The 14,831-nt window shown below is 71.7% G+C and carries 11 protein-coding genes; 6 read left to right on the top strand and 5 right to left on the bottom strand.

Annotated features, from left to right (window positions below):
* Positions 1–16 precede the first annotated feature (16 nt).
* Positions 17–1,606 carry a hypothetical protein gene (locus tag GA0070612_RS30920; protein ID WP_157742648.1) on the top strand — a complete coding sequence of 530 codons (1,590 nt, stop codon included), beginning with the start codon at positions 17–19 and terminating at the stop codon, positions 1,604–1,606.
* Positions 1,607–1,705: 99 nt separating this feature from the next.
* Here GA0070612_RS30920 and GA0070612_RS30915 read toward each other — a convergent pair whose 3' ends face one another.
* The gene (locus tag GA0070612_RS30915) at positions 1,706–2,554 is read right to left on the bottom strand and encodes a LolA-like protein (protein WP_088991114.1); all 849 of its coding nucleotides are present in this window, start codon (positions 2,552–2,554) and stop codon (positions 1,706–1,708) included.
* A 140-nt stretch (positions 2,555–2,694) separates the two neighbouring features.
* On the bottom strand, positions 2,695–4,542 hold the full coding sequence (ilvD, locus tag GA0070612_RS30910) for a dihydroxy-acid dehydratase (protein WP_088991882.1): 1,848 nt from the start codon (positions 4,540–4,542) through the stop codon (positions 2,695–2,697).
* 129 nt (positions 4,543–4,671) lie between these two features.
* On the opposite strand from ilvD, the gene GA0070612_RS30905 reads away from it, so the two are divergent.
* From GA0070612_RS30905 to ilvC, 4 genes are all read left to right on the top strand, one after another.
* Positions 4,672–7,026: a putative bifunctional diguanylate cyclase/phosphodiesterase gene (locus tag GA0070612_RS30905; protein ID WP_408630595.1), complete on the top strand. Its 2,355-nt coding sequence runs from the start codon at positions 4,672–4,674 to the stop codon at positions 7,024–7,026.
* A gap of 187 nt (positions 7,027–7,213) precedes the next feature.
* Positions 7,214–9,097 (top strand): acetolactate synthase large subunit, encoded by a 1,884-nt coding sequence (locus GA0070612_RS30900; protein ID WP_088991112.1) that lies wholly within the window; start codon positions 7,214–7,216, stop codon positions 9,095–9,097.
* Between the two features lie 58 nt (positions 9,098–9,155).
* Positions 9,156–9,671: an acetolactate synthase small subunit gene (gene ilvN, locus GA0070612_RS30895; protein WP_088991111.1), complete on the top strand. Its 516-nt coding sequence runs from the start codon at positions 9,156–9,158 to the stop codon at positions 9,669–9,671.
* A gap of 90 nt (positions 9,672–9,761) precedes the next feature.
* Positions 9,762–10,775, top strand: a complete 1,014-nt coding sequence (gene ilvC / locus GA0070612_RS30890) for a ketol-acid reductoisomerase (RefSeq protein ID WP_088991110.1) — start codon at positions 9,762–9,764, stop codon at positions 10,773–10,775.
* Here the strand turns inward: ilvC and GA0070612_RS30885 are convergent.
* Positions 10,759–11,061: a hypothetical protein gene (locus GA0070612_RS30885; RefSeq protein ID WP_088991109.1), complete on the bottom strand. Its 303-nt coding sequence runs from the start codon at positions 11,059–11,061 to the stop codon at positions 10,759–10,761. The genes ilvC and GA0070612_RS30885 overlap by 17 nt on opposite strands.
* 266 nt (positions 11,062–11,327) lie before the next feature.
* Between GA0070612_RS30885 and serA the strand changes: the two genes are divergently transcribed.
* Complete coding sequence (serA, locus tag GA0070612_RS30880; RefSeq protein WP_088991108.1) at positions 11,328–12,926, top strand: phosphoglycerate dehydrogenase; 1,599 nt, start codon at positions 11,328–11,330, stop codon at positions 12,924–12,926.
* A 73-nt stretch (positions 12,927–12,999) separates the two neighbouring features.
* Here serA and GA0070612_RS30875 read toward each other — a convergent pair whose 3' ends face one another.
* Both GA0070612_RS30875 and GA0070612_RS30870 read right to left on the bottom strand, forming a co-directional pair.
* Positions 13,000–13,356, bottom strand: coding sequence for a hypothetical protein (locus GA0070612_RS30875; protein ID WP_088991107.1), 357 nt, complete (start codon positions 13,354–13,356; stop codon positions 13,000–13,002).
* A 409-nt stretch (positions 13,357–13,765) separates the two neighbouring features.
* The gene (locus tag GA0070612_RS30870; protein WP_088991106.1) at positions 13,766–14,608 is read right to left on the bottom strand and encodes an FAD:protein FMN transferase; all 843 of its coding nucleotides are present in this window, start codon (positions 14,606–14,608) and stop codon (positions 13,766–13,768) included.
* Between the last annotated feature and the right edge of the window lie 223 nt (positions 14,609–14,831).

Here is a 14,831-nt window from a genome sequence, read left to right as displayed (position 1 = left end):
CCCGGACTGCGACGGGATGACTTTCACACTGGAACCGTGCCGGTGCACCACCTACGGCGACCGGTTCCTCGCCGACGCCGACGTGCTCGGGCCGCCTCGGGAGGCATACCGGAGCTGCGAGCAGTGTCGCGGCGCGGGCCACGTCGCGTACCCCTGTTATCGCTGCGGCCGGCGCGGCCGGCGGCGGGCGCAGCTCGTGGTCTCGGTCGCCAACCTGGACACCGGCGCTGTCGCGTCCCAGCAGGTCGTGCCCGGCAGCCTCCACCCCCACCGCGACCCGGCGGGCCGTTGGGTGGTCGACCTTGCTTCCCGGGTACGCGACCTGGCCGCCACTGTCGGCGCGGTCGTGGCCGAAGCCGACGCGCCATCGCTGTGGCTGACCAATGAGTGGCGACCCGACCTGCCCGCGATGCGACGACACGAGCTGGAGGCGCAGGCCATCCTGCGGGCCGACCACGCAGCCTGGCGGCTGGTGCTCGGCCGATCCACGGTCGCGCCGACCGTCGACCCGGCCGCCCGGCTGGCCCGGCTCTGCGCGTTGGCCGACCTGCTCCTGCTCGACCTGGTCGTCGAGGCCCGCCGGCACGGCGCGGGGTTCGGGTGGACCGTCCGGTACGAGGTGCCTGGCTCCCCGGTGCCGTCCGGCTTGCCCGGCGGGTATCGGGACCTGCCGGAGGTGCTGGCTTCCACCTCCGCGACCGCCGCACTCACCGGCCTCGCCGAGCGCGGCCTGGCGGCCGCCGCCCGACTACTGCGCCCCGACTCGCCGCGTCCACCCGCCGACCCGGAGGTGGACGTCGACCAGCTTGAACGCCGCGTCCTGGCCGACTGCATCGACGCGACCAACGGCGACGAACTGCCCGGCGCGCAGGCCCTCTGGCGCAACGGCCGGTGGTGGCACACCACCCTTCGCCCCGGTGAGCCGGTGGAGACCTTCGCGGAGCAACCCACCGGTCAGGTGCTTCGCCGCGTGGATGTGCCGGTGACCCGCGGCTACGCACCACCCGACCCGCCCTGGCTGGGTGAACCCGTCGCCGGGCGGCCCTGCCCGGACTGTCGGCCACCCAGCCGGCTGCGCGCCTGCGACTGCCGGCTCGGCGGGCGCCCCGCCGACCCCGACTGCCCGCACTGCTGCGGCGCCGGCCTGCGCCCGTCCGCGCTGCCCTGCTTCACCTGCAGCGGCAACCACCGTCTGCACCAGACCGTGTCGGTCACCGTCACCGACCTGCGGCGCCACGCGGGTGACCCGTTGCTCACCGACGGAGTGCGCTGGTCGGTGCAGGTGCAGCCGCTCGCCGCACCCGTCCGCCCCGACGACGTTCCCCACCGGCCGAGCCTGGCCGCCGCGCTCGCCTGGTGCATCGAGTGCCTGACCGACGCCGTCGCCGCGGCTGCCCCGACCGACCCGACAGCGCCGATCCCGGTGCCCCGTTCGGGACCGCGCGACGTCGTCGACCCCGAGCCGGAACTGTGGCGGCTGGCCGCCCGGCACGCCGGGCAGGTGGTCACCGTGCGCTTCACCCGCGCCGGCTGCACTGTGCACCGACACGACGAGGACGGCGTACGCCTCCTCGCCGAAGCCCTCGACCTGCGCGAACTCGGCTGACCCGGGATCGGCTGCCAGCGGGGCGCGACGAGGGCCCGGGAACGGCACTGCCCGGCCGAACGCGTCTCCGCGCTGGCCGGGCAGTGCCGTTATGGCTGGTCAGCTCGTGGTCAGGCCCTGCAGACCCTTGAGCATCTCGGCGAAGTCGAGGGTCTCCGCCGCCGGCGGCTCCTCAACCGTCACCGCCTTGCCGTAGTCGGTGTAGTCCATCACCAGGTCGCCCAACGGGCCCATCTTCATGGCCGCCCGGCGGGGCTGGTACTGCTCGTCGACCCACAGGTCGGTGATGATCTCCTTGACGCCCATCTTGGTCATCTGCTGCTCGACGCCAGCCCGCAGCTTCGCGTCGATCTGCTCAAGGTGGGTCGCCACCGGCACGGTGACGGTGTAGTGGACGGTGGCCGCCCCGTTCACCGTCTCCTGCCCGACCACCTTCGTGCCCTCGGTGGCGAGCAGGGTCTTGACCTGCTTGGTCGGGTCGATGTCCTCGAACTGCTTGCCGACGTTCATCCCCGCCTGCTTGCCGGCTTCGCTGAGGTCCATCTTCATCCAGCGCTTGCCGTTCATGTCCGCGCGGTCCTCCGCCGGAATCTCGACGTAGACGACCCCGCCGATCATCCGGACGACAGTCGAGGCGCCCTTCGGGTCCTTCGTCGTCATTTCGGCCTTGACCGGGTCGCCGAGGTCGATGACGCCCTTCATCTCGACCTTCTCGCCGCCTGCGGTGCCCGTCATGCTCACGGTCACCGAGTCACTCTTGGTGGTGGCGTCGGCGGTCTTCTGCAGCGACCCCTTCAGGTCACTGGCCAACAGCTCAAGAACGCTGGGCTGCTTGGCGGCGTCGGAACCGCCGGACCCGCCGGACGTCGTGCCGCAGGCGGAGACAGCGAACACGGTGAGCGCCGAGACCGCCACCGCCACGGACTTCTTGCCAAATGCCACGTACACGCCTCTTCCCCGCAGGAATCCGGGCTTCCCCCGAATTGATCGACGACACGCTAGCCCACCCGACCGACATCCGGGGACCGTGTTTCGCCGATACCGGGGTGTCCGAGCCAGTGGGACACCCCGGTATCAGCGGGCGGCGGTCACTCCGGGACGCGGCGGTAGGCGCCGTCACTGGCCGACGTGGCCATCGAGGCGTACGCGCGCAGCGCCGCCGACACCGGGCGCTGCCGGTCGGTCGGGGTGTACGGCTTGTCGCGCTTCTCCTCCGCCACCCGTCGGGCCTCCAGCTCGTCCTCCGGCACGTTGAGGGAGATCGACCGGCTCGGGATGTCGATGACGATCTCATCACCGTCGTGCACCAGGGCGATCAGCCCTCCCGAGGCGGCCTCGGGGGAGACGTGCCCGATGGAGAGACCGGAGGTGCCACCGGAGAAACGGCCGTCGGTGAGCAGCGCACAGGAGCGGCCCAACCCGCGTCCCTTGAGGAACGAGGTGGGGTAGAGCATCTCCTGCATACCGGGACCGCCCTTGGGGCCCTCGTACCGGATCACCACGACGTCCCCGGCGACGACCTGCTTGGCGAGGATCGCGGTCACCGCGTCGTCCTGCGACTCGTACACCTTCGCCGGGCCGCGGAAGGTCAGGCAGTCGTCCGGCACGCCGGCGGTCTTCACCACGCTGCCGGCCGGTGCCAGGTTGCCGTGCAGGATGGCCAGCCCGCCGTCGGCGGAGTAGGCGTGGTCGCGGTCGCGGATGCAGCCACCGGCCGCGTCGGTGTCCAGCGACGACCACCGGTTGGTGGTGGAGAACGGTTCGACGGTACGCACGCCACCCGGCGCGGCGTGGAACAGCTCGACCGCCTCCGGCTTGGGGGAGCCGCCGCGGACGTCCCAGTCGGCCAGCCACTGCGCCAGCGAGGGGGAGTGCACGGCGTGCACGTCCCGGTTGAGCTGCCCGGCCCGGTCCAGTTCGCCGAGGATCGCGGGGATGCCGCCGGCCCGGTGCACGTCCTCCATGTGGTAGTTCGGGGAGTTGGGCGCGACCTTGGCCAGGCACGGCACCCGCCGGGAGATCGCGTCGATGTCGGCGACGCCGAAGTCCATCTCCGCCTCCCGGGCGGCGGCGAGCAGGTGCAGCACGGTGTTGGTGGAGCCGCCCATCGCCACGTCCAGGGCGACCGCGTTCTCGAAGGCGGCCTTGGAGGCCACCACGCGTGGCAGCACCGAGTCGTCGTCGCCGTCGTACCACCGCTTGGCGATGTCCACGACGGTGCGGCCGGCCTCGACGAAGAGCGACCGTCGCGCGGCGTGGGTGGCCAGCGTCGAGCCGTTGCCGGGCAGCGCCAGCCCGATCGCCTCGGTGAGGCAGTTCATCGAGTTGGCGGTGAACATGCCGGAGCACGAGCCGCAGGTCGGGCAGGCGGAGCGTTCGATCTCGCCGAGCTGCTCGTCGGTGACCGTCTCGTTCGACGAGGCGATCATCGCGTCGATCAGGTCGATCTTGCTGTGCACCACGCCCTCGATCGCCATCGTCTTGCCGGCCTCCATCGGGCCGCCGGAGACGAAGACGGTCGGGATGTTGAGCCGGAGCGCGGCCAGCAGCATCCCGGGGGTGATCTTGTCGCAGTTGGAGATGCAGACCAGGGCGTCCGCGCAGTGCGCGTTGACCATGTACTCCACCGCGTCGGCGATCAACTCACGGCTGGGCAGCGAGTAGAGCATGCCACCGTGACCCATCGCGATGCCGTCGTCGACAGCGATGGTGTTGAACTCCCGGCCCACCCCGCCGGCCTCGGCGACGGCGTCGGCGACCAGGCCACCCATGTCCTTGAGGTGTACGTGACCAGGCACGAACTGGGTGAAACTGTTGGCGATGGCGACGATCGGCTTGCCGAAATCGTCGTCGGTCATCCCGGTGGCCCGCCAGAGGGCCCGGGCGCCGGCCATCGTCCGACCGTGTGTGGAAGTCCTCGATCGCAGCTCAGGCATGCGTACCAGCATGACACCGCCACCGCGCCGAACCTCCCCGGTAGGCCCTGTGTCCCAACAGATGCACACCCAGCCCCCCACGGCGTACGCCCATCCGGCACTCTTGGAGGCGTGCATCTCCCCCCGGGCATGGTCGCCGTCGCGGTGCTCAGTGGGCTCGTCTCCGCTGCGGCCGCCGGGCTGCTGGCAGTGGTCGCCGGACGGCGCACCGGGTCGCGCCGACCGGCACACGTGCTGCTCGCCGCCGCCGCCGGGGGAGCGCTGGTCAGCCTGCTGATCGGGGTTCTCGCCGCGCTCACCGCGAACGAGCACTGGGCCCACGAGCAGGGGCAGCGCACGGGCTGGGCGACAGTGGTGGCGATCGGCACGGCGGTGAGCGGGCTGCTCTTCGCCGCCGGTCTGCTGCGGCTGCCGGGGGTGGCCGCGACCGCGACGGGAACGGCCCGCCTCGCGCTGGACGGGTTGGTCATGGCCGCCGCGCTGTGGTTCGTCGGCTGGGTGCTCTTCTCCGATCCCACCCGGCTGCTCGGCGCCGCCACCCCGATGGCCTGCCCGGCGATTCTCGTCACCACGGTGAGCGCGGCGCTCGCCGCCGGTCTCGCCGTGATCGTGGTCTTCCGCGCCGCGAGCCCGCGTCGGCGACTCGCCGCGCTCAGTGTCGGCATCACCACGGTGACCTGCGGCGGGCTGGGCCTCAGCACCGGGCTCTGCCAGGCCGGGCCGACGATGGCGCTGGCCGGCGCGGCGGTGCTCGCCGTCGGCCTGGCGACCGTCGCCTTCGCGGTTCACCGGGCCGACCGGCCGGGTCAGGTCGAGTTGGACCTGATCGGCCGCGACGGTGAGTACGCCATCGCCCCGATGCTGGCGATGGCCGGCTCGGCGATGTACCACCTCGCCCAGGACGGCCGGTTCACCGCGGCGGGCATCGTGGCCGGCAGCGTGGAGGGCTTCGCCCTGGTGGCACGCCAGTACGTCACCCTCCGCGACGTCCGGGGGTACGCGGACCGCCTGGCCGAGCGGGAGGCGCACTTCCGTGAGCTGGCGCACACCGACCCGTTGACGTCGTTGGCCAACCGGCGCGGCCTGCTCCGCGCACTGCACGACAGCGCTGCGACGGGCACTCCCCGCGCCCTGCTCGGTCTCGACCTGGACGGCTTCAAGAACGTCAACGACATGCGTGGCCACGACGTGGGCGACGCGGTGCTGGCCGAGGTGGGCCGGCGGCTGCGTGGCAACCTGCGCCCCGGCGACGTGGCCGCGCGGCTGGGCGGCGACGAGTTCGCCGTCCTCATGCAGGGCCGGCCGGCCGAGGCGGACCGGGTCGCCGAACGGTTGCTCGGGGTGCTCAACCGGCCGTACGACGAGCCGGAGGGGCCGGTCTTCCTGTCGGTCAGCATCGGGGTGGCCGGTTGGGCCGGCGAACCCGACGTGGAGTTGCTGCTGCGCCACGCCGACCTGGCCCTGCGTTACGCCAAGCAGCGTGGCAAGAACCGCATCGAGCGCTACGACGCCGCCTACGACCAGCTGTTGCGGCGGCGCACGGCGGTGGAGCACGAGCTGCGCGGCGCGATCGACCGCGACGAGCTGCGGTTGGCCTTCCAGCCGGTGGCGTCACTGCCGTCGGTACGGCCGGTCGGCGCGGAGGCGCTGCTGCGCTGGCGCCACCCCGAGTTGGGCAACGTGCGTCCGGACGAGTTCATCCCGCTCGCCGAGGAGTGCGGGATGATCGCCCCGCTGGGTGCCTGGGTGCTGCACCAGGCCTGCTACCAGCTCTCCCGCTGGCTGGCGGACGGGCACGACGTCTGGGTGTCGGTCAACGTGTCACCGCGTGAGTTGCACGCCCCGGAGTACGTGGTCCAGGTCGCCGAGGCGCTGCGCGCCCACCACGTGCCGCCGCAGCGGCTGGTGCTGGAGGTCACCGAGCACGCGGTCGCCACCGACCTGGACGAGCTGATCCGGAGGCTGACCGCGCTGCGGTTGACGGGTGTCCGGATCGCGCTGGACGACTTCGGGGCCGGCTACTCGTCGCTGGGGCAGTTGCGTCGCCTCCCGATCGACATCTTGAAGATCGACCACAGTCTGGTCGCCGAGCACGAGCCGGTCCGCCCGGTCGACCAGGACGGTCCGGCGTTCGCGCCGATGGTCGACATCGTCATGCGGTTGGGGCACCAGTTGGGGCTGGAGGTGATCGCGGAGGGGGTCACCACGCCGACCGAGTTGGCCGCCGTGGTGGCCGCCGGCTGCCGGTTCGGCCAGGGCGCGCTGTTCGGCTGGGGGGTGCCGGCCGAGCACCTGGAGGCGATGCTGGAGGCGGCGACCTCACCGGGTGCGCGGCCCGCTCCGGTGCCCGCGCCACGTCGGAATCCGGGTGGGTCGGCGCAGCTCAGCCCGGCTGCCGATGGCGCGTCGCCGGGCGACGCGCCGACGTCCGTTAACCAACATGTGGGATCAGTTGACTCATCGCGTGAGATGCGTCAGGCTTAGCCGCATGTCGTCACACCGGTCGCTGCGAGTACTTACCTGAGCGCACTCTCCCTGATGAGAGTGCGCTGGCCCCGTGCATCTGCACGAGGGCCGTTTTTATTGCCATCGGAACCTGGCGAGGCGGGCCCCGCCCGTGTCGCAACGCTTGACTAGCCACCAGCCACTCCAGCCGAAGGCCAGAACCGCCATGACGAGACCCACGCCCGAGACCCTCGCCCACACCGCCCGCCGGGCCCGCGCGGCCGCCGACCCGAGCGTCGACGTCGACCCGGCCGCCGCACGCAGCGCGGCGACCGCGGCCGTTCCGGCGGTACGGCCCTCCGCTCCCGCCCAGGTCTCCGGGGCCGGCTCGCTCGTGCGGTCCCTCGAGGCGCTCGGCGTCGACGTCGTCTTCGGCATCCCGGGCGGCGCGATCCTGCCGGCGTACGACCCGCTCTACGACTCCACGGTCCGGCACATCCTGGTGCGTCACGAGCAGGGCGCCGGGCACGCGGCGACGGGGTATGCGCAGGCCACCGGCAAGGTCGGCGTCTGCATCGCCACCTCCGGCCCGGGCGCGACGAACCTGGTCACCCCGATCGCCGACGCGTACATGGACTCGGTGGCGATGGTCGCGATCACCGGGCAGGTGGCCCGTCCGTCGATCGGCACCGACGCCTTCCAGGAGGCGGACATCCAGGGCATCACCCTGCCGATCACCAAGCACAACTTCCTCGTCCAGACCGCCGAGGAGATCCCGCGGGTGCTGGCCGAGGCGTTCCACCTGGCCAGCAGCGGGCGGCCCGGCCCGGTGCTGGTGGACATCCCCAAGGACGTGCTCCAGGCGCCGACCACCTTCGCCTGGCCGCCCACCCTGGACCTGCCCGGCTACCGGCCCACCCTGCACCCGCACGGCAAGCAGATCCGGGAGGCGGCGCGGCTGATGGCCGGCGCCCGTCGGCCGGTGCTCTACGTCGGCGGCGGGGTGCTCAAGGCCGGCGCCACCGACGGGCTGCGCCGGCTGGCCGAGTTGACCGGCATCCCGGTGGTCACCACGCTGATGGCGCTGGGCGCGTTCCCCGACTCGCACCGGCAGCACCTGGGGATGCCCGGCATGCACGGCACTGTGGCCGCGGTCTACGGCCTGCAGAAGTCGGACCTGATCGTGGCGCTGGGCGCGCGGTTCGACGACCGGGTCACCGGCAAGCTGGACTCGTTCGCCCCGGACGCGACTGTGGTGCACGCGGACATCGACCCGGCGGAGATCGGCAAGAACCGGCACGTGGACGTGCCGATCGTCGGGGACGCCAAGCACGTCATCGACGAGCTGATCGCCGCGGTGACGGTCGAGCGGTCGGCGGGGCGTACCACCGACCTGGGCGACTGGTGGACGCAACTGGACGACCTGCGCGACCGCTACCCGCTGGGCTACGACGAGCCGTCCGACGGCACGCTCTCCCCGCAGTACGTGATCGAGCGCCTGGGTGAGATCGCCGGCCCCGACACGATCTTCGTGGCCGGGGTGGGCCAGCACCAGATGTGGGCCTCCCAGTTCATCTCCTACGAGAAGCCGCACACCTGGTTGAACTCCGGTGGTCTCGGCACGATGGGCTACGCGGTGCCGGCGGCGATGGGCGCGAAGGTCGGCAAGCCGGACACCGTGGTCTGGGCGGTGGACGGTGACGGCTGCTTCCAGATGACCAACCAGGAGCTGGCCACCTGTGCGCTGGAGGGCATCCCGGTCAAGATCGCGGTCATCAACAACGGCAACCTCGGCATGGTCCGGCAGTGGCAGACGCTGTTCTACAACGAGCGCTACTCCAACACCGAGCTGGGCACGCACAAGCACCGCATCCCCGACTTCGTCAAGCTCGCCGAGGCGTTGGGCTGCGTCGGCCTGCGCTGCGAGAACGCGGCCGACGTCGACAAGACCATCGCCGCCGCCATGGAGATCAACGACGCCCCGGTGGTGATCGACTTCGTGGTCGGCAAGGACGCGATGGTCTGGCCGATGGTCGCCGCCGGCACCAGCAATGACGAGATCATGTTCGCCCGCGGCGTCCGCCCGGTCTTCGACGAGGACGACATCTAGTCATGAACGAATGCACCGAGCGCAGCGAGGGCCGTGAGGGCATGAAGAAGGAGACGCAGTGACCATGCACACCCTGTCCGTGCTCGTGGAGAACAAGCCCGGCGTGCTCGCCCGCGTCTCCGGCCTGTTCTCCCGCCGCGGATTCAACATCGACAGCCTCGCCGTCGGCGAGACCGAGAACCCGGACGTCTCCCGGATCACCATCGTGGTCAACGCCGAGTCGTCCCCGTTGGAGCAGGTCACCAAGCAGCTCAACAAGCTGGTCAACGTGCTGAAGATCGTCGAGTTGGATCCTCAGGTGTCGGTTGCCCGGGAGTTGCTGCTGGTGAAGGTCCGCGCCGACCGCGCCGCGAGATCCCAGGTGCTGGAGACCGTCAACCTGTTCCGCGCCCGGGTCGTCGACGTCGCACCGGACACGCTCACCATCGAGGCCACCGGCACCCCCGACAAGCTCGACGCGCTGCTGCGCGACCTCGAGGCCTTCGGCATCAAGGAGATGGTCCAGTCCGGGCTGGTGGCGATCGGACGCGGCTCGCGTTCGATCACCGCCGGTCCCGCGCTCCGGGCCGCCTGACCGCCACCGGTCGGCCCCGGCGGGCCTCCCGGACCCAACCACAGAAACCACGACGGGCCGCCCCGGCCGTCGTACGAAAGGGAAGTTCTCATGAGCGTTGAGGTGTACTACGACGACAACGCCGACCTCGGCCTGATCCAGGCCAGGAAGGTCGCGGTGATCGGCTACGGCAGCCAGGGTCACGCCCACGCGCTGTCGCTGCGCGACTCGGGCGTCGACGTGGTGATCGGTCTGCCGGAGGGCTCGAAGAGCCGTCCCAAGGCCGAGGAGCAGGGCCTGCGGGTGCTCACGCCGGCGCAGGCCGCCGCCGAGGCCGACGTGATCATGGTGCTCGCGCCGGACACCGCCCAGCGCAAGCTCTACACCGAGTCGATCGAGCCGAACCTCGCCGCGGGCAAGGCGCTCTTCTTCGGCCACGGCTTCAACATCCGGTACGGCCTGATCAAGCCTCCGGCCGAGGTGGACGTGGCGATGGTCGCGCCGAAGGGCCCGGGTCACCTGGTCCGCCGCCAGTACGCCGACGGCAAGGGCGTGCCCTGCCTCGTCGCCGTCGAGCAGGACGCCAGCGGCAACGCCCTCGCGCTCGCCCTCGCGTACGCCAAGGGGATCGGCGGCACCCGTGCCGGCGCGATCAAGACCACCTTCACCGAGGAGACCGAGACCGACCTCTTCGGCGAGCAGGCGGTGCTCTGCGGCGGTGCCTCGGCACTGGTGCAGACCGGTTTCGAGGTGCTCACCGAGGCGGGCTACGCCCCGGAGGTCGCGTACTTCGAATGCCTGCACGAGCTGAAGCTGATCGTCGACCTCATGTACGAGGGCGGCATCGCGAAGATGCGTTACAGCATCTCCGACACCGCCGAGTACGGCGACCTGTCCCGTGGCTCGCGCATCATCGACTCCCGGGTCAAGGACGAGATGCGCAAGATCCTCGGCGAGATCCAGTCCGGCGAGTTCGCCCGCGAGTGGGTCGCCGAGGACGAGGCCGGCCGGCCCAACTTCAAGAAGTGGCAGGCCGAGGGTGCGGCGCACCCGATCGAGGAGACCGGCAAGAAGCTGCGCGGCATGATGAGCTGGGTCGACCGCCCGATCACCGAGACCGCCTGACGTTCGCGTCACCCGCCCGGCCGTGCACGACACGGCCGGGCGGTCGCGTTCTCACGTCCCGCGCCCGCGCGCGTCCCACCTCGTGCCGACCCGGTCGGTCGTGGACCAGCCGCCGGTAGAGCGCGACCGCCTCGTCGGCGGCGGCGGTCCGCCGGCGCACGAAGCGGCGTCGGATCCTCACCTGCTGGGACCGGGTGACCAACGCCTCAGCCAACGTCGGCCCGAACCGTGCGAGATCGACGCGGCTGAGCTGCCGCAGCAGGGCGACACGTACGGCGATCGGCACGGACGCCTCCCTCAGCGTGGTTCCTGAATCCGTTTGTAGTGGGCCGGCGCAACCGTTTCGGTCAGGTGAACTGCTGATGTCCGTCGCTCGACCGGGCGTGTGAGGGCCCTCACCCCGCAGACCGGAACATGCCGGGCAGCGCGGCCCCTACGATCGCCTGTAGGTGCAGCACCCGGCACCTGACGGCCACGGCACGGATCAGCGCGGGGCGCAGTGCGGCGCCCCGCCGCCCGGGCCGATCGCAAACACGACCTCTACGAGGACCGATGAATCCTGTCGTACTGATCGCCGAAGAACTCGCCCCCGCCGCCATCGAGGTGCTCGCCCACGACTTCGACGTCCGTCACGTCGACGGCACCGACCGTCCGGCCCTGCTCTCGGCGCTCTCCGAGGCCGACGCCGTCATCGTGCGAAGCGCGACCCAGATCGACGCCGAGGCGGTCGCCGCCGCGCCGCGACTCAAGGTGGTCGCCCGGGCCGGCGTCGGACTGGACAACGTCGAGGTGCCGGCGGCCACCGCCCGGGGCGTCATGGTCGTCAACGCGCCCACCTCCAACATCGTCTCCGCCGCCGAGCAGGCCGTCGCACTGCTGCTCGCCGTCGCCCGCAACACCGCGAGCGCCAGCTCCGCCCTCAAGGCGGGGGAGTGGAAGCGGTCGAAGTACACGGGCGTCGAGGTGCAGGGCAAGACCGTCGGCGTGGTCGGGCTCGGTCGCATCGGGGTGCTCTTCGCGCAGCGCATCGCCGCCTTCGGCACCCGGCTGATCGCGTACGACCCGTACATTCAGCCGGCCCGTGCGGCGCAGCTCGGCGTACGTCTGGTCGGGTTGGAGGAGCTGCTGCGGGAGAGCGACTTCATCTCCATCCACCTGCCGAAGACGCCGGAGACGGTGGGGCTGATCGGTGAGAAGGAGCTGGCGATCGTCAAGCCCGGCGTCCGCATCGTCAACGCCGCCCGTGGCGGGCTCGTCGACGAGCAGGCGCTCGCCGACGCGATCGCCGAGGGTCGGGTCGCCGGCGCCGGCGTCGACGTGTACAGCAAGGAGCCGTGCACCTCCTCGCCGCTGTTCGCCTTCGACAACGTGGTGGCCACCCCGCACCTGGGCGCCTCCACCCACGAGGCGCAGGACAAGGCCGGTCTCGCCGTGGCCAAGAGCGTCAAGCTGGCGTTGCAGGGCGAGTTCGTCCCGGACGCGGTGAACGTGCAGGCCGGTGGTGTGGTCGCCGAGGACGTCCGGCCGCTGCTGCCGCTGGCCGAGAAGCTGGGTCGGGCGTTCACCGCTGTCGCCGGTGGGGTCGCCGCCAGCGTCACCGTCGAGGTGCGCGGCGAGATCGTCAGCCACGACGTGTCGGTGCTCAAGCTCGCCGCCACCAAGGGTCTGTTCAGCTCGGTCGTCGAGGAGCAGGTCACCTACGTCAACGCCCCGCACCTGGCGGCGGAACGCGGCGTCGAGGTCACCCTGGCGACCCTGGCCGAGACGGCCGAGCAGTCCACCCTGGTCACGGTGCGTGGCGCGCTGCCCGACGGCCGTACGGTCAGCGTCTCCGGCACGGTCACCCACTCCGGCGCTCGGGACGTCCTCAAGCTGACCGAGGTGGACGGCTTCGACGTGGAGATCGGCGCGGAGGGCATCCTGCTCTTCCTGCGCTACGCGGACCGGCCCGGCGTCGTCGGCACCGTCGGCACGCTGCTCGGCGAGTCGGGCATCAACATCGCGGCCATGCAGGTGGCCCGGCGTGAGGCGGGTGGCGAGACGCTGATGACGCTCACCGTCGACCAGGCGCTCGGCGCGGACCTGCTCACCTCGGCCGCCGACTCGATCGGCGCCACGGCGGCCAGCGCGGCCGACCTGCGCGACGAGTAGTCGACGACACAGCACCATGGGGGCCCGGCGATCCGCTGGGCCCCTTGTCGTGTCCGGGGTGAGGTGACCCGGGTCAGCCGGGCATCCGGGCCGGGGGCGGGTAGACCGAGCCGTCCTGCGGGTCGAACAGCATGAGCCCGTGCTCGCCGGCCAACCGCTCGATGTCCAGCAGCACCTGGTCGGCGCAGGTCGGGTGCAGGTTCAGCTCGACGTGGTCGTGAGCGGCGTGCAGTGGCGCCACCGCCCACGGGCTGTTCGGGCCGGGATGGCGGTCCGGATAGGAGGCGGTGATGGCCCGGTAGAAGCTGACCACCCTCGGGTCCGGGTAACGGTCCACGTGTCGCCCCTGACGGCAACCGTCGACCGCTGTCCGTACGTCCTCGGGCGTCGCCCCGTCCTCCAGGGCCCACACACTCAGATCGAAACTCACGGCGGACAGCGTGCCATCCGGCGTTCACCATGTCGAAACTGCCTCGCCGCCAGCCCAGCAGCCGAATTCCGCAGTCTCCGGTCACGACGGTCCGGTGTGGAGACTCTTGCGTCGAGTTGCGTCGATTCGCTAGCGTACGTGCTGCGGTCACTGGCCGAGTCGAGGCGCCGGCCCGTCTTCGGGTGGCGCGGTCGACGTCCGGCCCGACCGGTCCGCACCCCTCGATTGTGCGAGCCACGCGCACTCGTCGCTGACCGGCCCCCACGGTCGTTGCCGAGACCGTGGGGGCCGATCGCAAGGCCCGACCGGCCGACCACCACCGGCGACGGGGTTCACCGGCAGGGGCGGCCGAGGTGCGAATCGGGCCGGAGCACCGCGGGGAGACGGGCTCGCTGCGACAGTCTTCCGTTCAGCGTCGGTGCGCGAAGAGCGCGCGATAGTCGGAGTCGCCACGGAACCACGACAGGCCGGTGGGCCCGGCCGCGTACAGCGCGGTGGCGTAGGCGTCGGCGATCGTCAGGTCGGGGCCCACGACGGTGGCGGCGACGAGGTGGTCGGCCGGCTCGCCGGTGTGCGGGTCCACCACATGTCCCTGCCTTCCCGTCACCCCGGAGGTGCCGACCGCGCCGGCGGTCATCTCCAACACCAGCGGCGCGCGCTCGGGGGCGGTCGGGTGGTGCACGGCGACCCGCCACGGCCCACCGTGCGGCGCGTGCCCCCGGACGACGAGGTCGGCGCCGGAGAGCACGGCGTAGTCGTGGACGCCCGCGGCGCGCAGCCTCTCGGCGGCGCGCTCGACCGCCCAGCCGCCGAGCAGGCCGCCCGGGTCGAAGCCGCCGGGCACCGCCCAGGCGTCGAACCACCCGTCGGTGGCGGCGCGCATCGCCGTGCAGCGGTCCACCAGGTCGGCCAGGGGTGGGTACGAGTCGGGGCTGATCTCGCCTCGACGCAGGCGGGAGACCAGGCTGTCCGGACGGTTGGGGCCGTAGGTGAGGTCGATGGCGCGCAGCTCCGCCACGCTGTCGCGTAGTGCCTCGCCGACGCCCCGGCGGCCGAGCCAGGCGGGGGCGTTGAGGAGGAGGGTGTACTCAGCGGTCGCGGTGCGGACGGTGTGCTGCACAGCGATGCGGCCGTCGGTGGCGGCTGCCGGGTCGATGCGCTGCCGGCGGCTGCCGAGTCGGAGGTCCGGCCGCCGGTTGCGGAACGCGGACAGGTCCGGCCAGCGGGTCCTCGGCTGCTCGTCGATGCGCATGGCATCTGTCCCCTCGCACGTGGCGTCGCGGCGTCGCGACCCCGATGGTCAGCAGGCCCCCGTGACCCGCCGACCACCACGGTAGGCAGCGGAGATGATCGCCCCATGAGTCCCAGCTGAGAGGGTGCTGTGCATCCGAGAATCCCGAATACTGGAAGCCGCGTACCGGGAGGCGGGACGGCGACGTACCGTTGCCCGGTACGGAACCGTTGAGCAGAGGAGT

The organism is Micromonospora chokoriensis (assembly GCF_900091505.1).
Taxonomy (GTDB): domain Bacteria; phylum Actinomycetota; class Actinomycetes; order Mycobacteriales; family Micromonosporaceae; genus Micromonospora; species Micromonospora chokoriensis.
This window is presented reverse-complemented; position numbering and strand designations above follow the sequence as displayed.